Consider the following 25,880-nt stretch of genomic DNA (forward strand, 5'->3'; position numbering starts at 1 on the left):
TTTGTTTAAAATTATTCAGTTATTTCTTCGTTATCATTTTGTTCGTTATCCTCCTCTGATTCCGGTAGATCAACATCGGTACCTAGACTAGCTTGATTTTCACTCAACTCTCTTCCCTCATTCTCTTGTCTGGCTTCTTGTTCCGCTTTTTGCTCGGCTATTTCCTCTTCACTCTCAGACAATACTTTACATACAGAAGCGATTTCGTCGTTGCGCTTTTCTAGATTAATCAAACGAACACCTTGAGTAGCACGTCCTATTACGTTCAAATCGGCCACTTTCATACGGATAGCGATACCCGACTTATTGATAATCATTAAATCGTTCTCGTCCGTAACATTCTTGATGGCAACTAATTTACCGGTCTTCTCCGTGATATTAATGGTTTTTACGCCTTTACCGCCACGATTCGTTATACGATAATCCTCGATAGAGGAACGTTTTCCATATCCCTGCTCTGATACGACGAGTACGGTCTCTTTTTCCTTGTCCTTGATACAGATCATACCAACGACTTCATCGGTATTATCCTCGTCCAAAGTCATACCTTTCACTCCGGAAGCCGTACGGCCCATTACACGTACCGCGCTTTCATGGAAACGGATCGCCCGGCCGTTACGGTTCGCTATGATCACCTCGTTGTTACCATTCGTCATACATACTTGGATCAAGCCATCGTCTTCACGCAATGTAATAGCGTTCACACCGTTTTGACGAGGACGGGAATAGGCCTCCAACAAGGTCTTTTTGATCACACCTTTCTTCGTACAGAATAATAGGTAATGAGAATTAATGAATTCCGTATCGGTGGTTAATTTCTTAACACGTATAAAAGCTTGTACCTTATCATCCGGCTCGATATTCAGAAGATTCTGGATCGCACGTCCTTTAGCGTTCTTAGCCCCTTCCGGAATCTCGAATACCTTCAACCAATAACATTTACCTTTTGCCGTGAAGAATAATAAGGTCGCGTGCATGGATGCCGGATAGATATACTCAACGAAATCCTCGTCTCTAGTCTCGGAACCCTTCGCTCCTACACCACCACGGCCTTGCGCACGGAACTCACTCAACGGGGTACGTTTGATATATCCCATATGAGATACGGTAATGATCATCTCATCATCCGCATAGAAATCCTCCGGATTTAATTCCTCAGAGGCGTAAACGATATCCGTCTTACGTTCGTCGCCAAATTTATCCTTGATTTCCAATAATTCATCTTTGATAACCTTCATACAAAGGTCCTCTTTCTCCAGAATCTCATTCAAATAAGCGATCAACTTCTCGATCTCCTCATATTCCGCACGCAATTTGTCTTGTTCCAGACCTGTCAACTGACGAAGTCTCATCTCTACAATCGCACGTGCTTGAAGCTCAGATAAAGAGAAACGTTCGATCAAACGCTCGATAGCCTCTTGCGGGCTCTTGGAAGACTTGATAATCGCGATTACCTCGTCTATATTATCGGAAGCGATGATCAAGCCTTCCAATATATGGGCTCTCTCTTCCGCTTTCCTCAATTCATATTTTGTACGCCGGATAACAACCTCATGACGGTGCTCAACAAACGCCTTGATTAAGTCTTTTAAGTTAAGCAACCTCGGACGGCCGTTCACCAAAGCGATATTATTAACGCTGAATGAGGATTGCAGAGCCGTAAGCTTATACAATTTATTCAGTACGACACTCGAGTTCGCGTCACGTTTCACGTCAACTACGATACGCATACCGCTACGGTCGGACTCATCATTGACATTGGAAATGCCATCGATACGCTTCTCGTTTACCAGGTCAGCGATATACTTGATCAACTCAGCCTTATTTACCAAATAAGGAATCTCGGTAATAATAATCTTCTCATGATTATTCTCCACCTCAATCTCGGCTTTACCGCGAAGGATGATACGTCCCCTACCCGTCTCGAAAGCGTCTTTCACGCCTGCATAGCCATAAATTGTAGCGCCTGTAGGGAAGTCCGGAGCCTTGATATATTGCATTAAGCCCTCTACCTCGATATCTCCCTTGGCGTCGATATAGGCGATACAACCATCTAATACCTCGCTCAAGTTATGAGTCGGCATATTCGTAGCCATACCAACGGCGATACCCGATCCACCATTTACAAGTAAGTTAGGAACACGAGTCGGCAATACGGTTGGCTCCTTCAACGTATCATCGAAGTTAAGCTGGAAATCTACCGTGTCCTTATCGATATCCCGGAGCATTTCTTCGGCGAGTTTACTCAGTCGTGCCTCTGTATAACGCATAGCGGCAGGACTATCACCGTCCACTGAACCGAAGTTACCTTGTCCGTCTACTAACGGATAACGCATAGACCATGTCTGGGCCATACGAACCATGGCGAAATATACAGACGAGTCGCCATGTGGATGATATTTACCTAAAACTTCACCAACTATTCTCGCAGATTTTTTATAAGGTTTGTCGGATGTGTTACCCAGTTCATTCATTCCAAATAAAATACGGCGGTGAACCGGCTTAAAGCCATCCCTAACATCAGGAAGAGCACGTGAAACAATGACAGACATTGAATAATCAATGTATGCCGATTTCATTTCCTCTTCGATGTTAATCTTAATAATTCTGTCTTGATCAACCATTTAGTTTTATATTAATTACACTCAATATCTCACCTCTGAAAAATTGCACTAAGGTAAGGTTTTTCCGTATACTACGAAAGAATTTGTCTTGAAATTTTGCGCCTCCGGGCTTTTCAAGGCTTATTAAGGAATAATGGCACGAAATTTGATGATAGTTGGAATAGATTATGTAACTTTGCGTAATCAGTACATATATAATATAGTATGAAAAATTATTCGAAAAGATTGATTGACGTGATTGAGTATAGCCGTGAAGAAGCGGCTAGGCTCCAGAATAGCTATATCGGGCCGGAACATTTGATGCTAGGCATCATCCGGGAAGGCGAAGGCGAGGCAATGCGTGTCTTGCGAGAGCTACATACCGATCCGATGGATATTAAACGCAAGATTGAGCAAGAAATAAAGAACACATTCGATTCTGAGGATTCTGTCCAGCATGAGATCGCTATAAGTAAGACTACAGAACGTGTCTTGCGTATGAGTATGCTGGAATCTCGTTTATTCAAGGAAGATGAGACCGATACGGAACATCTCCTATTGGCGATATTGAAAGAGGAGTTTAATGTTGCTGCCAAGGTGTTGAACGACGCGGGTATTACTTATCGTTCCGCATATAATATATTAGTAAGCGGAACCAGTTTGAATAATATGGAGGAATTCGACGAGATCAGCGACGGATATACGGATGATGACGAAGATGACGAGGACGAAGGTTTCTCCTCTCGTCGTGAGGCATCTCGCCCCTCTTCCGGTGCTGGAGCGGGAGCCGCTCAACCGAAATCCCCTAATGATACACCTGTTCTGGATAACTTCGGAACGGATATGACACGTGCCGCCGCAGAAAACCGTCTAGACCCGATTGTGGGACGTGAGAAGGAGATCGAGCGTTTGGCCCAGATATTAAGCCGTAGGAAGAAAAATAATCCGGTATTGATTGGTGAGCCGGGTGTGGGTAAGTCGGCCATCGTAGAGGGATTGGCTTTACGCATAATTCAGCGTAAGGTTTCCCGGGTGTTATTCGATAAGCGTGTGATTAGCTTGGATATGGCTTCTATTGTCGCCGGTACGAAATACCGCGGACAATTCGAGGAACGTATTAAGGCTATCTTGAATGAGTTATCGAAGAACCCGAATATCATCCTCTTTATCGATGAGATTCATACGATTGTTGGCGCTGGTTCCGCTTCCGGATCTATGGATGCGGCGAATATGCTGAAACCTGCGTTGGCTCGTGGTGAGATTCAATGCATTGGCGCTACTACTTTGGATGAATATCGTAAGAATATCGAGAAAGACGGTGCGTTGGAACGTCGTTTCCAGAAAGTGATCGTTGATCCGACTACGGCGGAAGAAACTTTGCAGATCTTGCGTAATATCAAACCTCGCTATGAGGAGCACCATAACGTGATCTATACTGAAGATGCTTTACAAGCGTGTGTAAAATTGACAGAAAGATATATCAGTGACCGTAATTTCCCGGATAAGGCGATCGATGCTTTAGACGAGGCCGGTTCCCGTGTACATATATCTAATATCATTGTTCCGAAAAGTATCGAAGAGCTTGAGGCAAAGATCGAGGATACGAAGAATGAGAAATTAGCGGCCGTGAAATCTCAGAACTTTGAGTTAGCCGCAAGTTTCCGCGATAAGGAGCGTCAGTATTTATTGCAACTGGAGGCCGCAAAAGCTAAATGGGAACAAGAGCTTCAAGAACATCGGGAGACCGTTGATGAAGAGAAGGTCGCTGAAGTTGTTGCCATGATGTCCGGTGTACCTGTTCAACGTATCGCTAAGGCAGAGAATGTCAAGCTTCTGGAAATGGCGGACGTATTGAAAAGTAAGGTGGTTGGGCAGGATGATGCTGTTCAAAAGATCGTAAAGGCAATTCAACGTAACCGTGTCGGCTTGAAAGATCCGAATAAGCCGATCGGAACTTTTATGTTCCTAGGACCGACGGGTGTAGGTAAGACTCACTTGGCCAAGAAGCTTGCTGAATATCTATTTGATTCGGCGGATTCTTTGGTACGTATCGATATGAGTGAATACTTGGAGAAATTCGCTGTTTCCCGTTTGATCGGAGCGCCTCCCGGATACGTTGGTTACGAGGAAGGTGGTCAGTTAACGGAGAAAGTACGTCGCAAGCCCTATTCGGTGGTCTTATTGGACGAAATCGAGAAAGCGCATCCGGATGTATTTAACTTGCTGTTGCAAGTCTTGGATGAAGGCCGTTTGACGGATAGTCTGGGTAGACGTATTGACTTCAAGAATACGATCTTGATCATGACTTCCAATATCGGTACCCGGCAATTGAAAGATTTTGGTCGTGGCGTTGGTTTCAATACCCAGATGGCCGGTGAGCCGGATAAGGATTTCTCCCGTAGCGTGATCCAGAAAGCGTTGAATAAAGCGTTTGCTCCAGAGTTCTTGAACCGTGTGGATGATATCATTATGTTCGATCAGCTTGATAAAGCCGCTATTCATAAGATTATCGATATTGAGTTACAGGGTCTGTATCAGCGTGTATCAAATCTGGGCTATGAGTTGTCGATCACAGACGAGGCTAAAGATTTCATCGCCACAAAAGGCTACGATATCCAATTCGGTGCCCGTCCGTTGAAGCGTGCGATCCAGAAGTATCTGGAAGATGAGATGGCGGAGATGATTATCCGTGCCTCAGTAGGTGAAGGCGATACGATTATCGTAGACTTTGATAAGGAAGAGCAGAAAATCACGACTTCGATAAAAAAGAAAGATGCTGAATAAGTTTGTCTATGAATATAGAAGCCGGGCGTGAGTCCGGCTTTTTTTATGTTCGTCCATCTTATTCGTCTGTCATTTTGACACACAAAAAAAGCATGACCTAATTGAATAGATCATGCTCTTATTTCTTTTTTTACTTAAGTACGCAGGATGAGACTTGAACTCACACGCCGTAACCGGCACTACCCCCTCAAAGTAGCGTGTCTACCAATTCCACCACCTGCGCATTTTAGGAAGGGTGCCCAGAACAGGACTCGAACCTGCACGATCGCAAAACCACTCGCACCTGAAACGAGCGCGTCTACCAATTCCGCCACCTGGGCAATCAATACGAGAAAGAGCGGAAGACGGGACTCGAACCCGCGACCCTAACCTTGGCAAGGTTATGCTCTACCAACTGAGCTACTTCCGCATATACAACCGCTTTGTTTCGATTGCGAGTGCAAAGGTAGTGATTTCATTGAAACCACCAAGCCTTTGCGCTACTTTTTTATTGGATTTTTTTGACCAATTCCATAAATAGTTGTGTCATAACAGATGCTGCTTTATTAGCCGCTACGATAACATCGGCACCATCATTTACAAAGTCGTCAGCGAAGTGATAACCTTCGTTCGTGATGACAGACATACCGAATACACGCAAGCCCGCATGACGTGCCACGATTACTTCCGGTACCGTACTCATACCGATCGCATCTCCCCCGACTTTTCCATAGAAAGCGTACTCGGAAGGAGTCTCGAAGGAAGGGCCTGTCAAACCTACATATACGCCTTTCTTTAACGGGATAGATCGGGAGGCGGCTATTTCTTCCACATAGCGGATAAATTCACGATCATAAGCACGGGTCATATCCGGGAAACGAGTGCCGAAATCCTCATTGTTCGGACCGATCAGCGGGTTCGGCATCATATTGATATGATCCCGGATGATCATCAGATCACCTACCTTGAACGTATTATTGATACCTCCAGCGGCGTTCGAGACCAAAAGGTTCTTGATTCCTAAGAGCTTCATTACACGTACGGGAAAAGTGACCTGTTGCATTGTGTAGCCCTCATAGTAGTGAAAACGGCCTTGCATAGCCAAGACTTGCTTATCCCCTAGTTTGCCACAAATAAAATTCCCCTTATGCCCGGTAGCGGTAGATTTCATAAAATGTGGGATTTCTGCATAAGGTATCACTATAGGGTCTGTTATTTGATCGGCTAAAGAGCCTAAGCCACTACCAAGGATAATGGCGGTCTCCGGGTTACCTTCGATCCGGCTAGCTAAATAGGCGGCCGCTTCCCGATATTGTTCGGTTTTAATCATTTCCATATTTAATCAATTTAACGTTTCATCAAGTTATAAGCTATCTCTGCCGCTTTCTCCATAATCTCGTCCTCTCCCGGTACCTTCTTATTCTCCATCAATATTTTACCATCACAGATAACGGTATCCACGCAACTGCCGTTGGCGGCGTATACCAGATTGGAGACGAAGTTGAAGTTCGGGGTAAAAGCGGGGGTGTTGAGATCTATCAAACATAGATCGGCTAAATAACCCTCCTTGATCTGGCCGGCTTTTAAACCGAACATAGCGGCTCCTTCCGCTGTGGCGGCTTGCAGCATCTCATTCGCAGTCAAGGCTTCGGGATCTTTTCGCCAAGCTTTTCCTAATAGGGAAGCCAGCTTCATCGCCTCGATCATATCCAAGTTATTGGAAGAGGAACAACCGTCCGTTCCCAATCCCACGGTAATACCCAATTGGCGCATTTCCTTGAACTTAAAATGAATACCGGAAGCCAGTTTCATGTTTGAGGCCGGGTTATGTACGACTTTCACCTCATGATCGGCCAGCATACGAAGCTCATCATCATCGATGTAAATTCCATGAGCGATGATCAAACGGGGTGATAAGATCCCTAACTTATATAAATAACGTACGGGAGACAGTCCGAAATGTTTGATCGAATTCTCAACCTCGCCTTCCGTTTCCGCTAAATGCAGATGAATCGGGATATTATGTTCCATGGCGAATTGATGGCACCATTGCAGTAATTCTCCGGATACCGTATAAATGGCATGTGGCCCTAAGGCATATTGAATACGTTTGCTATATCCGTTCACCTCTTCAACCAGTTTCTCGTTGTGACGTTTGCATTTCTCCGCCTGATCCGGTTGGAAGTGATCGAAACAAACACCGGCTATCATGCCGCGTAAACCCATTTCCTCGGTAGCGTCCGCTGTTCCCCGGAACTTATGATACATATCAAAGAAAGTGGTCGTGCCACTTTTTATCATTTCCAAGCAGGCTAATTTCGCTCCCCAATAGACATCCTCACGGGTCATCTTCGCCTCATTCGGCCAGATCTTTTGCTCAAGCCACGGCATAAGCGGCATATCATCGCCAAAGCCACGGAACAAAGTCATGGCAGCATGCGTATGAGCGTTCACGAAACCGGGAATGACGGCTTTACGGCTACCATCCAGTATCTTATCGGCAGGAAAGGACAGCCCCGCTCCTATTTGCTTGATCTCTTTTCCTTCGATATAGATATCAATCGTTTTATCGTTGAACAGGACATTCTTTATTAATATACTCATCTTCTTCCTTCTTATTTATATAAACGGTAGAATTCCGCTACCGACTCGATTCCCTTGAAGAAGATATCCAACTCCTGACTCTCGTTGGGCGAATGGATCGCGTTTTGCTCCAAGCCGAATCCCATCAGTACGGTCTTGATACCTAATACCTGCTCAAATGTAGAGATAATAGGAATGCTACCTCCGCGACGAACCGCCAACGGCTTCTTCCCAAATGCGATGCCAACAGCCTTTTCTGCCGCTTGATAAGCCGGCAAGTCTATCGGACAAACATATCCTTGCCCGCCATGACTGGGCGTAACTTTCACTTTAACATAAGGCGGAGTCACACGAGCCATATACTCCTCAAACATTTGGGAGATCTTGGCATGATCTTGGTGTGGAACCAAACGAGTGGAAACCTTGGCATAAGCCTTTGAAGGCAATACCGTTTTGCTTCCTTCCCCCGTATATCCGCCCCAAATACCACAGATATCGAAAGAAGGCCGACAACTATTACGTTCTAGCGTAGAATAGCCTTTCTCTCCGAAAAGAGCGTCTACCCCGATCGCTTTCTTATATTTTTCCTCGTCGAATGGGATTTGGGCGATCATCTCCCGTTCCGCAGGAGATACATCCTCCACGTCGTCATAAAAACCCGGGATCGTGATGCGTCCATCCACGTCGGCGATATCTGCCATCAATTTGCAAAGTACATTGATCGGATTCGCTACGGCTCCGCCAAAATGACCGGAATGCAAATCGCGGTTCGGTCCGGTTACTTCTATTTCCCAGTAAGCCAAACCACGTAAGCCTGTCGTGAGCGACGGTGTTTCAGCGCTGACCATGCTTGTATCGGAAACGAGGATTACATCCGCTTTCAATAATTCTTTATGTTCCCGGCAAAAATCTTCCAAGCTAGGAGAACCTATCTCCTCCTCTCCTTCGAAAATAAACTTCACGTTACACTGTAACAAACCTTCTTTAATCGCTGTCTCAAAACCTTTTACTTGAATCATACCCTGTCCCTTATCATCGTCTGCTCCACGGGCCCAAATGCGTCCGTCCCGGATCACCGGCTCGAAAGGTTCACTCTTCCACAATTCCAAAGGTTCGGCGGGCATCACGTCGTAATGAGCGTAAACCAATACGGTCGGAGCATTGGGAGATACCATTTTCTCGGCGTATACGACAGGATTGCCTTTCGTAGGCATTACCTCGGCCTTATCCGCACCGGAAGACAACAGCACCTCAGTCCAACGTAGGGCACATGTCAACATGTCCGGCTTATTCTCATGCTTGGCGCTGATTGACGGAATACGGATTAAAGAGAACAATTCCTCAAGAAAGCGATCCTTATTGGATTCGATATAAGATTTTACTGACATAGCGTTTTATTTTATCAAGTTTATAAATTGTAGCAAATATAACGAAACAGATGGGGATTGCAAGGGATTTTATGCTATTTTAGCCGTATGTTACTTAACCTGCGTCACTGCAACCCGCCTTGCAGTGTTACTGCACGCCCGTTGCAGTGACGCTGCACGTGCGGTGCAGTACTACTGCAAGGCGGGTTGCAGTAGACATGGCATGAGAATTTAATTTGTCTTTATTGTTAATTTATGGCATCAAGTATTATGGTCAAACGAATTATCATTATTGGCGCTACCTCCGGTATTGGCTATGAGGTCGCTAAGATCTATTGGAAACGAGGATATCAATTAGGGTTGGCTGGCCGTCGGGTGGATCGATTAGAAGAGCTTCGTAGGCAAGATCCGGAACATATCCGGATAAAGCGGTTGGACGTGACCGCCGAGGATGCCGCCGATCGTTTGGAAGAGTTGATCCGTGATTTGGGAGGAATGGACATCTTCTTGCTTAGTTCAGGGATCGGCAACCAGAATAAATACTTAGACACTTCCATTGAACAAGCTACGATACAGACGAATGTGACGGGTTTTACACGTATGGTACTAGCTGCTTATCGTTATTTTTCCAGTCAAGGTGGCGGGCATATATCTGTAATCAGCTCTATTGCCGGAACCAAAGGATTAGGTGTCGCTCCCTCCTACTCGGCTACCAAACGATACCAAAATATTTATATAGACGCTTTAGCCCAACTTTCCCGTATGGAGAAACAGCCTATTATATTTACGGATATCCGTCCGGGATTTGTCCGTACGGATTTATTAAAAGACGGCAGGAATTATCCTATGCTGATGTCTCCCCAATATGCCGCCCTGCGTATCGCCAACGCTATAGACCGGAAAAAGAGAAGGGCGATCATCGATTGGAAATACGCTATCCTTGTCTTTCTCTGGAGACTGATCCCTGAGTGGCTTTGGGAACGGCTGCCAATACGGAATTAGGATCGGATATGTTAGAGATTTATCTTTATTTGCTTCTACAATAGATTTTCTCTTGCGCCGGGAGCATGCTGAAGGACTGCGCCGACTATCTGGCAACTATCTAATTCATCACAATCGCCACATGTATTAAAGCCTTTTACGGATACACATTTGCGTATTTCACAATAATCACTGCAATACGCAAATTTCACTCCGTCCGCACGACACCCCATACAGTTTATAGTTGCGGCTGTAATTTCGGGCGCATTGTTCATGGCGCTCCACTTTTGGGCGGTTTTTTCTCTTAGCTCATCATCATTCTTAACTGTGGCTATGCGGGCATCGCAACTTTCGCAATCTAATCCGCAACAGGCTATCAATTGTTTCATTATTTAATTGTCTATTTATTTTCTTGTTTGTTTCTGTCCTTGCTTTTACTTTTCGGCAAACATAATAAAAATTCCTACCTTTGCGCCCAATTACTAATTTTTTAATCTATACAGATGGGTTTATTTATAAAGAAGCCTTTAGCGGATTTGATGACCGAGGCAAATGATTCGGGCAGTAAATCGCTGAAGCGTATCCTTGGCCCGTGGAGTTTGATCGCCTTAGGTGTCGGTGTTATTATCGGTGCCGGATTGTTCTCCATTACGGGTGCGGTGGCCGCCGGGTATACGGGGCCTGCCATTACTTTATCTTTCGCTATCGCCGCCTTGGGCTGTTGTTTCGCCGGGTTATGTTACGCCGAGTTCGCTTCCATGATCCCGGTGGCAGGTAGCGCATACACCTACTCGTACGCCACGATGGGTGAGTTGGTCGCTTGGATTATCGGTTGGGATTTGGTGCTCGAGTACTGCGTGGCCGCTACGACCGTTAGCATAAGTTGGAGTCGGTATTTGGTCGTTTTTCTGGAAGGATTCGGAGTGCATTTACCGCAAGCCTTGACGGCTTGCCCTTGGGATGGCGGTATCGTGAATATCCCGGCTTTTTTGATCGTGGTGTTAATGAGTATTTTGTTGATACGAGGAACGGAAGGCAGTTCTATCTTCAATGGGATCATCGTATTCTTGAAAGTCTCCGTAGTCTTGGTGTTCGTAGTCTTGGGATGGAAATATATCCGTATGGAGAATTATACGCCTTATATCCCCACTAATACAGGGACTCTAGGCGAGTTCGGATTTTCCGGTATCCTACGAGGGGCGGCTATCGTATTCTTTGCTTTCCTCGGTTTCGACGCTGTAAGTACGGCGGCGCAGGAAACCAAGAACCCGAAACGGGATATGCCGATCGGGATATTGATGTCATTGGTGGTTTGTACTATATTATATATGCTGTTTGCCCACGTGATGACCGGAGTCGTACATTACTCCGCTTTTGCTGGCCAGAATGGAATCGCTCCTGTGGCAATAGCTATCGATCATATGGGACAAATGGATGCTTCTGGTGTGATTCGTCCGGATTACCCTTGGATGAACCGGGCGATCGTAATAGCTATTTTACTGGGGTATTGCTCGGTTATCATGGTAACGTTATTAGGACAGAGCCGTGTATTCTTGAGTATGAGCCGGGATGGGCTGCTTCCTCCCCTATTTTCCCATATCCATGAGAAATTCCGCACGCCGGCACGAAGTAATTTCCTGTTTATGTTATTGGTCGGTACATTGGCAGCTTTCGTTCCGGCGAGCGTAGCGGGCGAGATGTGTAGTATCGGGACTTTGTTCGCCTTTACGCTAGTTTGCGCCGGGGTATTGATTGTCCGTAAGACAATGCCGGACGCTCCCCGGTCTTTCAAAACCCCGTTGGTTCCGTTCGTGCCTATCGCCGGTATCATAACTTGTCTGGTGATGATGCTTTTTCTCCCGGCTGATACATGGATTCGTTTGGTATTATGGATGTTAATCGGTCTGGATATATATGTCTGCTATGGCATCAAACACAGCAAACTGGAACATATGCAGAAACATCGCTCGGGACAGACCACATTGGATATGATCGGTATTACCCTATCCGTGCTTTGCGTGATTACGGGGCTTTGGCACCAGCAAACCGTGGGATGGGGCGAAAGTAAAGTCTTATTGATTATCTCATTCGTATTCGCTTTTACGCATCTAGCTTTCTATCTTTACAGACTCGGGAAGCAGTTTACGAGCCTTACCCGTTAGCGATTCAGCACGATTAGTCTCGATGGCTCACGCGACTAGTCCCGATGGTCAACACCAGTAGTGGTGAAGGCTTATGCGAATAGTCGCGTTGACCTTCACCACTACTGGCGTACTATACCACTTCCTTTGATACGATTTATCGGATTCTAGCTCTTAAAAGTAAGCCTCTTATTCATCATAAAATTAACGGCTCCGTAAACGAAAAGTCCAAGGAACTGACCCAGATATTCATTTAGATCGATCACCTCCACCATTAAAAGCAAGAATATGAATTGAGTAGCGTAAGCGCAACCAAAAGCGATTAGGAATAAAGGAATCTCCTTCCAGAAATTACCTTTCCCGGAAGAAAATACCCAGTATTTACTCCAAAAGAAGTTATTCACCAAGGCAGCCACATATCCAGCCATGTTCGACCACAAGTAATTACAATCCAGAATATCCATTAATATCCAGATTACCAATGCGGTGATCAAAGCGTTAGAAGAACCTACAATGGCGAAACGAAGAATACGAACAGATTCCTTCATGCTGTTAATTATACGTTTCGAATGACAAATATACGGGTTTATTTCTATATTTGTGCTGTACTTTTGATCAAGTATGTAACATTCTTAAAACAATTATGAGTATGATTAGACTAAATGTATTTATTCAAGTAAGTGAGGAGAATCGTCCCGCCGCATTGGAGACTGCGAAAGAATTGGTTGAAAAGTCTTTGAAAGACAATGGCTGTATTGCTTATGATATTTTCGAGAGCGCTACTCGTAGTGATGTATTGATGATTTGTGAGACGTGGAAAGACGCTGAATCCTTATCAGCTCACGAAAAAGCTGAGCATTTCGTAACGTTGGTTCCTAAATTGCAAGGATTAGGTGCGATGAAACTTGAGAAATTTACATTTTAAGGGTTTTATGTAGGATATTATTATCAGCCTGAGCATGCTAAAAAATCATAGTTATGAATCCTTCAACTTATAACTATGAATGAAAGAAAACATAACTATGATTTTTTTAGTGTTATCGCTCGTTGATGGAGATATATTCCCGATCGTCCAAAACGTTCTTGTAAGCCGGACGGATGATGCGTTTTCCGTCAAAGTTCAACTCCTCGATACGGTGAGCGGTCCAACCCACGATTCGGGCCATGGCGAATAAAGGCGTATAGATTTCCTGTGGCAAACCGATCATCTCATAAACGAATCCGGAATAGAAGTCCACGTTCGAGGAAACCCGTTTCTTAGTTCCTTTATGCTTGGCGAAACATTCGATCGCTCTTTCCTCTAATAACTCAAGGAAGGCGAATTCCTCAGAGCGACCTTTCTCTTTTGCCAGATCACGAGCCAGTTCCTTTAATACGACCGCACGGGGATCGGAAATCGTATAGACCGCATGGCCGATACCATAGATCAAGCCTGTCTTGTTATAAGCCTCTTTGTTAAGCATCCGCATGAAATAAGTATCGATCTCGTCCACGTTCTTCCAATCCGCGATATTCTCTTTCAAATGATGGAACATATCTACTACCTGAATATTGGCACCTCCGTGCAACGGGCCTTTCAATGAGCCGATACCAGCTGCGATAGATGAGTACGTATCCGTTCCCGTAGAACTAGTGACGCGTACCGTGAACGTAGAGTTATTACCACCACCATGTTCTGCTTGCAATACCAAGAGCAAATCCAACGTACGTGCGTCCAGATCCGTGAAATCACGTTTCAGCATGTGAAGGAAATTTTCTGCGATCGATAAGTTCTCGTGCGGATGACGGATGTGTAAAGAACGCCCCTGTGTGCTATGACGATAAATATTGTAGGCATAAGCGATAATCGTCGGGAACTTAGAGATCAATTCAATAGATTGGCGCATTAAGTTATCTCGGGAGGTGTCGTCCGGGTTTGCGTCGAAGGTATACATCTCCAATACGCTACGAGCCAATATATTCATGATGTTCTGTCCTTCCAGATCCAGAATATTCATCTTGGTCTTTTGCTCCAAGGGCATATTATCGTTCAACAGTTCTTTAAAGGCTGATAATTCCTCTTTATCGGGGAGTTTACCAGAAAGTAATAAATAAGCCACTTCCTCAAAACCGAACCGTTTTTCCTTGATGAAATCACGCGCTAAATCCTCTACGTCGTAACCTCTATAGAATAACTTACCGGGGATCGCTTTAAGACCGCCCTCTGGCAAGCGTTCGTATCCTACTACATTACCGACTTGGGTCAATCCTACTAACACGCCACTACCATCCTCGTTACGAAGGCCACGTTTCACATTATACATCGGGAAAAGTTCGTTGTCGATCTTGCAAGCCTCTCTGGCAGCCTCGGACAATTTGTAAATTAAATATTCTTTCTTCAACATGACTATACTAATTTAATTGTTTCGATAATAGAGATGATACGATCACCAAATTCTTTGGTGCCGAGAGATTTGCCGTTCGGCATAAAACGAGCCAAGTCATGAGTGGCCTCTCCAGCGGAGAAAGCTTGCTCCATAGCGGATGTAATCAGGTTAGCCGCATCACTCCATCCCATATATTCCAGCATCATCACGGATGATAATAATAAGGAAGAGGGGTTTACGAGATTCTTTCCCGCAATATTCGGAGCGGTTCCATGTGTTGCCTCGAAGATCGCATGACCACTGTTATAGTTGATATTAGCGCCGGGAGCAATGCCAATGCCACCTACCATCGCCGCTAATTGATCGGAGATATAATCGCCGTTCAGGTTCAAGGTAGCGATCACGGAATATTCTTCCGGAATTAATAGAGTGTTTTGCAAGAAAGCATCGGCTATGACATCCTTGATAATGATTTTACCGGCCTTTGAAGCTTCCACTAAGGCGGTATTGGCCGCTTCCTCACCTTGCTCTTTCTTGATCTTCTCATATTGAGGCCATGTGAAAGTGAGATCCGCAAACTCCCGTTCCGCTAAAGCGTATCCCCATAGTTTGAAACCACCTTCCGTGAATTTCATGATGTTACCTTTGTGTACCAAAGTCACGCTCGGTAACTGATGCAATATCGCGTATTCGATAGCGGCACGCACCAGACGCTCCGTACCTTCCACAGAAACCGGCTTGATGCCGAAAGAGGAAGTTTCCGGGAAACGTATTTTCTTCACTCCCATTTCCTCGGTGAGGAACTTCAATAACTTTTGTGCCTCCGGAGTCCCTTGTTGCCATTCGATTCCGGCATAGATATCTTCCGTATTCTCACGGAAGATATACATATTCACTTTCTGCGGCTCCTTTACCGGAGATACGACTCCTTTAAACCAACGAACCGGACGGAGACAAACATATAAATCCAACGTCTGACGGAGGGCCACATTTAATGAACGGATACCTCCACCAATTGGAGTCGTCAGCGGTCCCTTAATACCGACGATGTATTCACGGAACGCTTCCATAGTCTCATCGGGAAGCCAACTTCCGGTTTGCTTAAACGCCTTTTCGCCGGCTAAGACCTCTTTCCATTCGATGGAACGGGTTCCGTTGTAAGCTTGCTTGATGGCAGCGTTTACTATCTTTTGGCTAACGGGAGTGATCTCATGCCCCACGCCATCTCCTTCAATATAAGGGATCGTCACGTGATCCGGAACGAAAATATGATTACCTTTCTTTGTTATCTTACTCATGATATCAAGATTTTTTGTTTGTCTTAGTGAGCTGTATTTAAAGCGGAACCCGCCTTGAACCATTTAATTTGTAAATCATTATACGTATGGTTAACCGGGAATGATTCTTGCGTACCATCCGCATGAAGAAGAACGGCCGTCAACGGTTTGCCCGGCTGAAAATCTTTCAATCCGATGATCGAGATATGGTCATTCTCACGGATCTTGCTATAATCCTCCTTATCGGCGAAAGTCAATGCTAACATTCCTTGTTTCTTCAAGTTTGTCTCGTGGATACGGGCGAAACTCTTGGCTAGGATCACTTTTACATTTAGGAAGCGAGGCTCCATGGCTGCATGTTCCCGGGAAGAGCCTTCACCATAGTTTTCTTCCGCTACGACGATCGAGGAAATACCATTTGCCTTGTATTGTTTCGCTACGGCAGAAACTGCTTCATATTCATTGTTCAGTTGATTCAATACAGAGTTTGTCTTCCCGTTGAAAGCGTTTACGGCTCCCATCAACATATTATCCGATATATTTTCCAAATGCCCACGGAAACGTAACCATGGACCGGCCATCGAGATATGATCCGTCGTACATTTACCTTCAGCCTTGATAAGAAGGGGCATATCCGTGAAATCCTCTCCATTCCAAGGAGCGAAAGGCTTTAATGCTTGTAGGCGGTTGGATTCCAGATCGATGTTCACCACTACGTTCTTACCCGTAGGTGCCAGATAGCCGTTATCCTTTACCTCGAAACCTTTCGGCGGAAAATCCGTGCCTTTCGGTTCTTTCAGTTTCACAACCTTACCATCCTCTGTCTTCAAGGTATCGGTCAAAGGATTGAAACATAGATCACCTGCGATGGTCAAGGCCAGTGTCAGTTCCGGAGAAGCGACAAAAGCATGTGTATTCGGATTACCGTCCGCACGTTTAGCGAAGTTACGATTAAATGAAGTAACGATCGAATTCTTACGGGTATTATCATCCGTATGACGTTTCCATTGTCCGATACAAGGACCACAGGCATTCGCCATAATGGTTGCGCCAATCCGTTCAAAATCACCGATAATACCATCTCTTTCCGCCGTATAACGGATTTGCTCGGAACCCGGGTTGATGATCAAGGGTGCCGCTACCGGTATTTTATCCTCATAAGCTTGGCGAGCAATGGATGCCGCACGGCTTAGATCTTGATAAGAAGAGTTGGTACAGGAACCGATTAATCCGACCTCCATCTTTCGGGGATAGCCATTCGCTTTTACTTTTGCGGCAAACTCCGAGATAGGCGTAGCTGCATCCGGCGTGAACGGACCGTTGATATGCGGCTCCAATTCGGAAAGGTTAATAACGATTACACGATCGTAAAACTTATCTGGCTCGGCACGAACGTCCATATCCGCTTCCAGATATTCACCAATAGCTTCGGCCCAGCTCGCTACCTCGTCACGTCCCGTGGCACGAAGATATTGAGCCATTGTATTATCGAATGGGAATAAAGAAGTAGTCGCTCCTACCTCGGCACCCATATTACAGATCGTAGCTTTTCCGGTCGCTGAGATGGAGGCGGTGCCCGGACCGAAATATTCGATGATAGCGTTCGTTCCACCTTTTACGGTTAAGATGCCCGCTAGCTTAAGAATCACGTCCTTCGGCGAGGCCCAACCATTCAAACTACCAGTTAACTTAACACCAATTAGTTTCGGCATCTTCAGTTCCCATTCCATTCCGGTCATGACATCCACGGCGTCGGCTCCTCCTACTCCGATAGCGACCATTCCAAGTCCTCCGGCATTCGGGGTATGTGAATCAGTTCCTACCATCATACCGCCGGGAAACGCATAATTTTCCAATACCACTTGATGGATAATGCCTGCTCCGGGTTTCCAAAAACCGATTCCATATTTATCGGAGACCGATTTCAAGAAATCATAGACCTCGCTATTGCTTTTGGTAGCCGTATCGATATCCGTCTTGGCTCCCATATTCGCTTGGATCAAATGGTCGCAATGCACGGTAGCCGGTACTGCGGATTTTTCTTTTCCGGCGTTCATGAATTGTAAAAGCGCCATCTGAGCGGTGGCATCTTGCATAGCCACACGGTCGGGACGGAAATTCACATAATCCTCACCTCTTTTGAAAAGGCGAGTCGAGCTTTCATCGTATAGATGCGCATATAAGATTTTCTCGGCCAAGGTCATCGGGCGACCACCGATACGTTCGCGGGCTGTGTCCACTCTTCTGGGGAAATTCGCATAGAAATTTCTAAGCATGTCAATGTCGTACACCATATTCATATTCGTTTTTTATTGTAAGCCTTTTCGCAAATATATTTATCTATAACCAGCTAAAATGTAATAAATAAGACATCTGCCAATGAGTCTTTGTTTTTATTATCAACAAATATATAATATAATGAAATACAATTTGTTCGATAATTTCTATGAGGTTATAGAGGTTATTTATAATCTCCCGGATAACTTAGAAAAACGGGCTAATCGCACGTTTATTAATAAAACGTACCATTAGCCCGTTTTGTTCAAGCCTTGGAGCTGTTTTTTCTACTTATCGAGACTTTCTTTCCATCTTTGGGCATAACTATGCAAAATAGATGCGATACCCTCTCCAATCCGGACATAATCCTCCCGTTTAAGGTTGGCTAAAGATGCGCGGATAGACCACTCGGGAGCATCAAAACCTCCTCCGTTCAGTAAAACCAAGGAAGTTTCCTGTGCCAGACGGAAAACGACATCCAGAGGTTCGTAATTCTTTTTTAGATATTCCACGAAATCATCCCCATAGAATTTCTTAGCCCAGACAAGCATATCGATCTCGCTATAATATCCCGCACGCAAAGGGTCATCCAATAAGGTGAATCCGGTGCTTTCCCACAATGTGTGTAAACGCTCGTGGATCATATCCTGCATCCTTTTCTTATAGGTATTTTCCGCATCTAATAGAGCGAAAGACGCAAACAGAGACATTTGTGTTTGTTGTGGCAAGGAAAGACCGGCCGTATGATTCAAGGCTACTTGACGGCTATCGGTTACCATACGATCAATAAAGCGGATATCCTCGGGATGTAAGGATAGACTGCTATATCGTTTTTTTAGAAGCTCCTGTTTATCTCTTGGCAATTCACGGATCATCCGGTCGTAAATATTATCTTGATGTAAAGCGATTACCGCCAATCTCCATCCGGTTGCCCCGAAATATTTGGAGAAAGAGTAGACACATAACGTATTCTTTGGTAATTCGGCCATCATCGAGCGAAAATGCGGAATAAATGTCGCATACACATCATCCGTAATAATCATAAGGTTGGGATTGTCGTTCCGTACGATCTCAACGATCCTATTCATCAATGCTTTTGTCAATCCGTATGAAGGCGGGTTGCTCGGGTTTGTTATGAAAGCGGCTTTCACGCTAGGATCTTTCAGGACATCTAAATCCTTTTCTTGATATTGCCACGTGTGATAGCCGTCTTTTGTCATCTTCAAGGCTTTTATCTCTATGACATTAAAAAGATAACGAGCCTGTTCCGGAATCTCTATATAAGGAGTGAATACCGGAGCGAAGAGAATGATCTTGTCTCCCTTATTCAACAAGAAATTCTGCTGCAAGGAATCGAAGATATAACACATGGCGGCAGTTCCGCCCTCGGTAGCGAAAAGGTCGAATATTCCCTCAGGGGGCTGGTTATCACATAATTCTTGGTCTAAATAATCCCGCACGAGCATTTCCGTATATTTCAAGATACGATCGGGAACCGGATATTGATCACCAATGACACCTTCCGCCCATTCGTATACAAGCTCATTCTCATCTACACCTTTTTCCGTGACCAGATATTCATAGGTACCCTTCAATAAAGTAGCGCCGGGAGATTGCGCATGTTTCTTTAGAAACTGTACGAAGCGAGACGCGATCCTTTTGCGGTTGGGAACCCCTGCGGCTCCGGCCATCTCATCTGCCAATTCGGTTTCCCGCTGGCATTCCTCCAAGGCGAACTGCCCTAATAGGAAGAATGCCTCCCGTGGAACCGTACTGATCCAGTTTGGATTTCCCCTTCCTGCGTTCAGCATGATGTGCGTACTTTTACGAGCGCTCTCATCCGCTAACTCTATCAAGATGTTCTTTAGCTCGAAAGGGCTAATCTCCGACATCTTTTTCTCATATTCTCTCGTGACATGTATTTTCTTCTTGTCCATACATTATATATATTACATGATTAGCACAATAACGACACCCCAGATGATTAATAAAGTATTACCCACCGCATAGGTAACGGTATAGCCTAAGGCTGGAGTCTCACTTCCTACGGCATCTTCCACCGCTCCTAATGCGGCGGTTGTCGTACGTGAACCTGCCGTGCAACCTAAAGTGATAGCCGGATGGAACTTAAAAACGTAACGTCCCATCAGAATACCGATGATAAGCGGGATAGATGTCGCTAAAGCACCGATAATAAATAAACTTATACCGACTTCCTTCAATCCGGTCACGAAACTGGGACCCGCCGTGATACCGACTACGGCGATAAACATATTCAGTCCCAAATTATTTAATATCCAGACGGAAGGCTCCGGAATACGCCCGAAGGTCGGATGCTTGGAACGAAGCCATCCAAAGACGAGTCCGGCTATCAAAGCGCCGCCACTCGTACTCAGGCTGATCGGGACACCTCCGAAATGAATCGCGAGCGAACCTAAAATTCCCCCTAAGAAAATACCGATACCCACGAAAATCAAATCGGTCTGATTGGTTGGGCGATCGGGATATCCTAAAGTCGTAGCCGCTTTATTTACCTCTGATTTCATACCCACCAATTCCAACATATCACCGGAATCTATCACCGTAGCGGCCAAGACCGGGATATTGATACCCGCACGCCTTATGGACTTGACGCTAACACCGTGCATGAACGATTGATTGCGTAAATAGCAGATCTTTTTCCCCACGTATTCCTTATGGATCACTAGTACGGGTAACGTCTCTGCCGGAAAATCGAGCAATTCAATGTCATTGACCTCGTCGCCAATCCAGTTCTCCTCTCCGATCACGAATTCCCGGCGACCGCTTAGGACAACCTCATTTCCGGTATGTAAAACCAAATCCGGTTTAACATCGGTTAGTACATTATTAATACGGACACGCTCCACGAACAAATGCCGTCCTAATTGGTCCAGATATTCCTCCAACTGCTTTACGCTTTTACCCTCCTTGAACCATTCATTACTAATCTTATAGGCCCGGAAAGTTACCGGACGGGCGGCAGGCATAAAGCCCGGTTGCTCGCTCTCGTCGTTATTTCCCATTTTAGCCTCTAGCTCTTTACAGGCTTTTTTCACGTAGTCGAGTCCTCCTAAAAGACGTGGCCCGATATCACTCACCAACCATGCGGATCCTGCCGTACCGAAAATATAAGTTACCGCATAGGCCACGGGCATCACGTTGACCATAGCGCTTTTATCCGTATCGCTAATATTCATCTGTCCGATCGTATCTTCGGCAACTCCTAATACTGCCGACATCGTCTGGGAGCCCGCCAATAATCCTGCGGCCTCGCCTGCGTTATATCCCATAAGTTTCGCCAGTAAAAAAGGAGCGATCAAGCAAAACACACACATGACGGCGGCGAAAAGCATTTGAGGAAGACCTTCCTTTTTCAATCCCCGGAAGAACTGTGGCCCAACACTATATCCTACAGCGAAGAGGAACATCAAGAAAAAGACGGACTTTAACGGTCCGCTTATATCGATTTTTAATTGCCCGATCAATACACCGACCAATAATACGCTGGTAACCGTTCCCAGCGTGAACTTCTTTATCTTAAACTTGCCAATCCAGAAACCGAGAGCTAAGGTTATGAAAATAGCTAGCTCCGGATAATGTTGAAGTAAATTAGTTATCCATTCCATATCTATTTATTTGATGTTAAACAAAAAAGATGCTATTGAAACAGGGATTCTTTGAAAGATGTTGTTACTTTTCGGGATTATTTATATAAATTTGCGACCGCTTAGGTGATAGAGTTTGTCTACCGACAATTCTATAAAAGGGAATCCGGTTAGAATCCGGAACAGTGCCCGCTACTGTGAAGCTCTTGAAAAGGAAAGCGTTCTGCTATGCCACTGTCTTAAGAAAGATGGGAAGGTTGCTTTCCGAGCCAGTCAGGAAACCTGCCAAGCGAAGTAATGATTAATTCCTCCCGGGGTTAGGAGTAATTAAGAGGATAGAAATATCACCTATATCTAAAAGATGTTGGAGACGGAATAATACGTTGTCTCCGTGGGATTGATATGTAATCTAATTATTAATATATTCATATGATGAGGAAACACTTACTATCTTTCTTCCTGCTGGTCATCAGCCTAGTTTGTCGTGCGCACGATGGCGAGAATTTTGTAGCATCCGATTTATTCGCCTCTTTACAACCGGGCGATAAGGCCGCTTTATTGATGGTACATTTTGGAACAACCCATGATGATACCCGTGCCTTGACAATCGACGCGATCAATCAAAAAGCGAAAGAAGCTTTCAAAGATGTTGAGTTGCGTGAGGCATGGACTTCTCGCATTGTAATGCGCCGCTTAAAAGCTCGTGGCGTAGAGAAACTGAACCCGATCGAGGCCTTGGAAAAATTAAAGACTGATGGTTATACACATGTCTTGATCCAATCCACGAATATAATCGAAGGTATCGAGATGGAATCCTTACGTAAGGATGTTGCCACCATGAAATCTTCTTTCAAGGAGATTCGTATCGGTAATCCTTTATTGTATACACCGGAGGATTATGAGGCGGTAATCGCCGCTATCATAAAAAATGGGGCGAAAGAAGGCGCTACTTTATTGGTAGGCCATGGCACTTATACACCGGCGACGGCCCAATATGCTATGTTGGATTATATGTTGAAGGAGAAGGGATTCAAGGATTATTCCGTAGGAACCATCGAGGGCTATCCTACTTTTGATACGATGGTAGCCCAAGTAAAGGCCAATGGAACGAAGAAAGTCTTGTTGATGCCATTTATGTTTGTTGCCGGAGACCATGCGAAAAACGATATCGCCGGTGATTGGAAAGAGGAATTGGAAAAGAAAGGCTACGAGGTAAGCGTATTTATGGAAGGTCTGGGACAGAATCCGGATATCCAGAAGATCTTCATCGAACATGCCCGTTTCATGGCTAAACATAAGATGATCGATATCGTTGATAAGAAGAAAGCTTATGCGGTAGAGAAGGACTAAAAAAGTTCACTACACAATGTTTTTTATTCCTTTCGGAAGAAAAAGTAATTCCTTCCGAAAGAAACTAAATTTTCATTCGAAGGAAAATGGAATTTCTTTCGAAAGGGATTTCACATGCATACAATAAACAGTTATAATGCTAAATATATGAAAAGAGTTTTGACAATCTTACCGTTGACAGCCTTATGTATCAGTACGATGCAGGCGCAACACAAGAATGAGTACACGAATTTCGCCGATACGACATTCAATATTCAAGAAGTCGTAGCGACCGCCGCACGCAAGCCACGTCCACAAATCACGAAGTTGGACGTACCTATGAAATATCTTCCTATTTCAATTAATAGCATTACGGCGAGTAGTTTGGAGTTGCGAGGTATCCGTAATATCCAAGATGCGGTACGCTTTATGCCGGGCGTACGATTCCAGACATCTTATGGCGCATTTCAACAATTGTCGATCCGTGGTTTCGATCATTCTATCATGATGATAGACGGTATCCGCGATGAACGTTCGGCAATAAACAACTCTTATCCCGTACCCGATCTATCCTGTATCGAGTCTATTGAATTATTAAAGGGACCGGCTTCTGTACTTTACGGACATTCAGCCGTAGGTGGAACCTTGAATATCGTTCGTAAATCCCCGTCAGAGAAACAGAGCGTTAACGCCCGATTGGCCTATGGTAGTTACGAGAATAAAGAGGCGACGCTTGGCATGGGCGGTAAATTGGTCGGTCCGGTCAATTATTACGCCAATGTCAACTTTTCCGATCAAGAGGGCTGGCGTGATAATGGCAACCGTCGCTTTTCCGGTTATCTGGCATTGCAAGCTAAAATGACGGAACGTGACCTATTAGATGTTCGTGGAGGTTTTAACCGCGACTTCTATGGAACGGAGATTGGTCTTCCCGATTTAATGGCAAATGATGTATATAATGCGCAAACAGGACAGTTATATCTCCATAAAAATGATATGCTACCGGGACTTGACCGTGAGGCTCGCTACAATAACGAGTCCGACTTTATGAAGAATCACGCTTGGAACATATCAACGCAGTACACACATACTTTTTGGAACGGCGCAAAACTAACAGATCGCCTTTCTTACAATAACGACGATATCAACTATTTTGGGACGGAAGCCCTCGACTATCTCGAAAGTGATGATCCGATCTATGATCATTATTATATGAAAAATGGCCAGAAAAAATATATCTGTTTGGACAGTGTATATCTTTCTTTCCCGCTTCGCTTCTCCCATATAGCCAAGACGGTAGCCAATACGCTCGAGCTAAGCGGTAAATTCAGGACGGGTGAGATAAAGCATACGTATATGGGAGGTTACTCTTTCGTCGCCTTGAATCGTACCAGCTATTCGGGATATAATTTAGGAGATGATGTTCAGGGTCCCGGCCTTTATTCGCATGTATCTGTTTATGATCCGCATAGCATGGGATATATGACCAGTAAATTCTCGAAAGCAACGGTTACGCATCATTATTCCAACAGCCTTTATCTTCAAGATATGGTTGAGTTCAACGAGCAATGGAAGGTATTAGCCGCTCTACGTTACGACTTTTTCCGTTATATGTCCGCCAGCGCTACAACTCCTACCGGACGACGTGAGTATGAGGAACATTCAAGCTTCAATATGATAAAGAATAAGGCGTTGACTTATCGTTTCGGAGCGGTCTATCTGCCCCATCCGAATACATCCATTTATGCTTCTTTCGCTTCTTTCTTCAAACCGATCCGTACGTTCTATCAAGATAATGTCGTTTATGTAGGAGGTGATGGAAATCGTTTCGAGCCTGCTCGCAATGAGGAAGTATTTAAGCCGGAGAAAGGATACCAAGCCGAGGTGGGGCTTAAATATCAATTGAACAATATATTAAGCGCCAATGCCAGCTTGTTCTATATCCGGAAGATGAACAGTACGGCTACGTTGACCAACAACTATCAAGTGGAGGTAAACGGCGAGACTACCACGATGAGCGTAATCGGACAGGTGGGTGTACAAGATTCCAAGGGTTTTGATTTTGATGTCACTCTTTCTCCGGTAAGCACCTTAGCGCTGACGATCGGTTATGGATTGAACGACTCCAAGATCCGGGAGATGAAAGAAATAAAGGATCCGGAATTGATCGAGGCTATCTATGGCAATAACCCGGATGAGACAAAGCAACAATTGAATAGCCAAGAAGGAAACTGGCAGAGCAACGTACCGAACCAGACTTTCTACGCATACGGCAGTTATACCATCCCTCGGGGTGTCTTGAAGAATCTGGAATTTCACTTGAGTAGCAGTTATACCGGTAAAGTATACCGTAATACGTCAAACAACTCTTGGTTCGATCCGTATTGGGTAACCGATTTCGGTATGTCTTATTTGTTGAACAACAATATTCACCTTACATTCAACTTGAATAACTTGTTTGACAACAATTATTATAACCAAGCGCTCGGACAACAGATGGTGCCAAGCATGCCTCGTAATTTCCAAGTGGCTATCTCCTATACATTATAATATATAGAACATACGCT

17 protein-coding genes, 3 tRNA genes and 1 riboswitch are annotated in these 25,880 nt (G+C 44.8%); of the genes, 6 read left to right on the top strand and 14 right to left on the bottom strand.

All coding sequences use genetic code 11. The features are described from left to right. Positions 1–11 precede the first annotated feature (11 nt). The gene (gene gyrA, locus D7V92_RS14915; protein ID WP_121773194.1) at positions 12–2,624 is read right to left on the bottom strand and encodes a DNA gyrase subunit A; all 2,613 of its coding nucleotides are present in this window, start codon (positions 2,622–2,624) and stop codon (positions 12–14) included. Positions 2,625–2,828: 204 nt separating this feature from the next. Here gyrA and D7V92_RS14920 point away from each other — a divergent pair, with 204 nt between their 5' ends. Then, positions 2,829–5,387: an ATP-dependent Clp protease ATP-binding subunit gene (locus D7V92_RS14920; RefSeq protein ID WP_121773195.1), complete on the top strand. Its 2,559-nt coding sequence runs from the start codon at positions 2,829–2,831 to the stop codon at positions 5,385–5,387. A gap of 139 nt (positions 5,388–5,526) precedes the next feature. On the opposite strand, the gene D7V92_RS14925 is transcribed toward D7V92_RS14920, so the two are convergent. The 6 genes from D7V92_RS14925 to D7V92_RS14950 all read right to left on the bottom strand — a co-directional run bounded on the left by D7V92_RS14925 (position 5,527) and on the right by D7V92_RS14950 (position 9,337). Beyond that, positions 5,527–5,610: transfer RNA gene (locus D7V92_RS14925), tRNA-Leu, on the bottom strand. 13 nt (positions 5,611–5,623) lie between these two features. Then, positions 5,624–5,707: transfer RNA gene (locus D7V92_RS14930), tRNA-Leu, on the bottom strand. Positions 5,708–5,723: 16 nt separating this feature from the next. After that, positions 5,724–5,796 (bottom strand) — tRNA-Gly (locus D7V92_RS14935). A 78-nt stretch (positions 5,797–5,874) separates the two neighbouring features. After that, a complete protein-coding gene (locus tag D7V92_RS14940) occupies positions 5,875–6,702 on the bottom strand; it encodes a purine nucleoside phosphorylase I, inosine and guanosine-specific (RefSeq protein WP_121773196.1) in 828 nt (275 codons plus the stop codon). 11 nt (positions 6,703–6,713) lie between these two features. Then, positions 6,714–7,970 (bottom strand): amidohydrolase family protein, encoded by a 1,257-nt coding sequence (locus D7V92_RS14945; protein WP_121773197.1) that lies wholly within the window; start codon positions 7,968–7,970, stop codon positions 6,714–6,716. 11 nt (positions 7,971–7,981) lie between these two features. Then, positions 7,982–9,337, bottom strand: a complete 1,356-nt coding sequence (locus D7V92_RS14950) for a dipeptidase (protein ID WP_121773198.1) — start codon at positions 9,335–9,337, stop codon at positions 7,982–7,984. A 249-nt stretch (positions 9,338–9,586) separates the two neighbouring features. Between D7V92_RS14950 and D7V92_RS14955 the strand changes: the two genes are divergently transcribed. Beyond that, the gene (locus D7V92_RS14955; protein ID WP_121773199.1) at positions 9,587–10,318 is read left to right on the top strand and encodes an SDR family oxidoreductase; all 732 of its coding nucleotides are present in this window, start codon (positions 9,587–9,589) and stop codon (positions 10,316–10,318) included. A gap of 35 nt (positions 10,319–10,353) precedes the next feature. Here the strand turns inward: D7V92_RS14955 and D7V92_RS14960 are convergent, their stop codons facing one another. Next, complete coding sequence (locus D7V92_RS14960; RefSeq protein ID WP_121773200.1) at positions 10,354–10,686, bottom strand: DUF3795 domain-containing protein; 333 nt, start codon at positions 10,684–10,686, stop codon at positions 10,354–10,356. 114 nt (positions 10,687–10,800) lie between these two features. On the opposite strand from D7V92_RS14960, the gene D7V92_RS14965 reads away from it, so the two are divergent. After that, a complete protein-coding gene (locus tag D7V92_RS14965; RefSeq protein WP_121773201.1) occupies positions 10,801–12,459 on the top strand; it encodes an amino acid permease in 1,659 nt (552 codons plus the stop codon). A gap of 146 nt (positions 12,460–12,605) precedes the next feature. Here D7V92_RS14965 and D7V92_RS14970 read toward each other — a convergent pair whose 3' ends face one another. Continuing rightward, a complete protein-coding gene (locus D7V92_RS14970; RefSeq protein WP_005856979.1) occupies positions 12,606–12,986 on the bottom strand; it encodes a GtrA family protein in 381 nt (126 codons plus the stop codon). A 101-nt stretch (positions 12,987–13,087) separates the two neighbouring features. Between D7V92_RS14970 and D7V92_RS14975 the strand changes: the two genes are divergently transcribed. Beyond that, a complete protein-coding gene (locus D7V92_RS14975) occupies positions 13,088–13,363 on the top strand; it encodes a putative quinol monooxygenase (RefSeq protein ID WP_057326245.1) in 276 nt (91 codons plus the stop codon). A gap of 112 nt (positions 13,364–13,475) precedes the next feature. On the opposite strand, the gene D7V92_RS14980 is transcribed toward D7V92_RS14975, so the two are convergent. The 5 genes from D7V92_RS14980 to aspT form a co-directional block, all read right to left on the bottom strand. Beyond that, positions 13,476–14,819, bottom strand: coding sequence for a citrate/2-methylcitrate synthase (locus D7V92_RS14980; RefSeq protein ID WP_008772165.1), 1,344 nt, complete (start codon positions 14,817–14,819; stop codon positions 13,476–13,478). A 5-nt stretch (positions 14,820–14,824) separates the two neighbouring features. Beyond that, complete coding sequence (gene icd / locus D7V92_RS14985; RefSeq protein ID WP_005856984.1) at positions 14,825–16,102, bottom strand: NADP-dependent isocitrate dehydrogenase; 1,278 nt, start codon at positions 16,100–16,102, stop codon at positions 14,825–14,827. 23 nt (positions 16,103–16,125) lie between these two features. Then, the gene (locus D7V92_RS14990) at positions 16,126–18,375 is read right to left on the bottom strand and encodes an aconitate hydratase (protein WP_121773217.1); all 2,250 of its coding nucleotides are present in this window, start codon (positions 18,373–18,375) and stop codon (positions 16,126–16,128) included. A 270-nt stretch (positions 18,376–18,645) separates the two neighbouring features. Further along, positions 18,646–20,295 carry a bifunctional aspartate transaminase/aspartate 4-decarboxylase gene (locus D7V92_RS14995; protein ID WP_121773202.1) on the bottom strand — a complete coding sequence of 550 codons (1,650 nt, stop codon included), beginning with the start codon at positions 20,293–20,295 and terminating at the stop codon, positions 18,646–18,648. Between the two features lie 12 nt (positions 20,296–20,307). Further along, complete coding sequence (aspT, locus tag D7V92_RS15000) at positions 20,308–22,005, bottom strand: aspartate-alanine antiporter (protein WP_008779873.1); 1,698 nt, start codon at positions 22,003–22,005, stop codon at positions 20,308–20,310. Positions 22,006–22,091: 86 nt separating this feature from the next. After that, positions 22,092–22,289, top strand: a riboswitch (cobalamin riboswitch). A gap of 127 nt (positions 22,290–22,416) precedes the next feature. Between aspT and D7V92_RS15005 the strand changes: the two genes are divergently transcribed. Then, the gene (locus D7V92_RS15005; protein WP_005856993.1) at positions 22,417–23,334 is read left to right on the top strand and encodes a sirohydrochlorin cobaltochelatase; all 918 of its coding nucleotides are present in this window, start codon (positions 22,417–22,419) and stop codon (positions 23,332–23,334) included. Between the two features lie 147 nt (positions 23,335–23,481). Then, on the top strand, positions 23,482–25,863 hold the full coding sequence (locus tag D7V92_RS15010) for a TonB-dependent siderophore receptor (protein ID WP_121773203.1): 2,382 nt from the start codon (positions 23,482–23,484) through the stop codon (positions 25,861–25,863). The last annotated feature ends 17 nt before the right edge of the window (positions 25,864–25,880 follow it).

The sequence above is a fragment of the Parabacteroides sp. CH2-D42-20 genome, assembly GCF_003670185.1.
GTDB lineage: Bacteria > Bacteroidota > Bacteroidia > Bacteroidales > Tannerellaceae > Parabacteroides > Parabacteroides distasonis.

Bases quoted from the DNA above. Each gene is read 5' to 3' on its own strand.
- gyrA (WP_121773194.1), bottom strand. From the start codon at position 2,624: ATGGTTGATCAAGACAGAATTATTAAGATTAACATCGAAGAGGAAATG.
- D7V92_RS14920 (WP_121773195.1), top strand. From the start codon at position 2,829: ATGAAAAATTATTCGAAAAGATTGATTGACGTGATTGAGTATAGCCGT.
- D7V92_RS14940 (WP_121773196.1), bottom strand. From the start codon at position 6,702: ATGGAAATGATTAAAACCGAACAATATCGGGAAGCGGCCGCCTATTTA.
- D7V92_RS14945 (WP_121773197.1), bottom strand. From the start codon at position 7,970: ATGAGTATATTAATAAAGAATGTCCTGTTCAACGATAAAACGATTGAT.
- D7V92_RS14950 (WP_121773198.1), bottom strand. From the start codon at position 9,337: ATGTCAGTAAAATCTTATATCGAATCCAATAAGGATCGCTTTCTTGAG.
- D7V92_RS14955 (WP_121773199.1), top strand. From the start codon at position 9,587: ATGGTCAAACGAATTATCATTATTGGCGCTACCTCCGGTATTGGCTAT.
- D7V92_RS14960 (WP_121773200.1), bottom strand. From the start codon at position 10,686: ATGAAACAATTGATAGCCTGTTGCGGATTAGATTGCGAAAGTTGCGAT.
- D7V92_RS14965 (WP_121773201.1), top strand. From the start codon at position 10,801: ATGGGTTTATTTATAAAGAAGCCTTTAGCGGATTTGATGACCGAGGCA.
- D7V92_RS14970 (WP_005856979.1), bottom strand. From the start codon at position 12,986: ATGAAGGAATCTGTTCGTATTCTTCGTTTCGCCATTGTAGGTTCTTCT.
- D7V92_RS14975 (WP_057326245.1), top strand. From the start codon at position 13,088: ATGATTAGACTAAATGTATTTATTCAAGTAAGTGAGGAGAATCGTCCC.
- icd (WP_005856984.1), bottom strand. From the start codon at position 16,102: ATGAGTAAGATAACAAAGAAAGGTAATCATATTTTCGTTCCGGATCAC.
- D7V92_RS14990 (WP_121773217.1), bottom strand. From the start codon at position 18,375: ATGGTGTACGACATTGACATGCTTAGAAATTTCTATGCGAATTTCCCC.
- D7V92_RS14995 (WP_121773202.1), bottom strand. From the start codon at position 20,295: ATGGACAAGAAGAAAATACATGTCACGAGAGAATATGAGAAAAAGATG.
- aspT (WP_008779873.1), bottom strand. From the start codon at position 22,005: ATGGAATGGATAACTAATTTACTTCAACATTATCCGGAGCTAGCTATT.
- D7V92_RS15005 (WP_005856993.1), top strand. From the start codon at position 22,417: ATGAGGAAACACTTACTATCTTTCTTCCTGCTGGTCATCAGCCTAGTT.
- D7V92_RS15010 (WP_121773203.1), top strand. From the start codon at position 23,482: ATGAAAAGAGTTTTGACAATCTTACCGTTGACAGCCTTATGTATCAGT.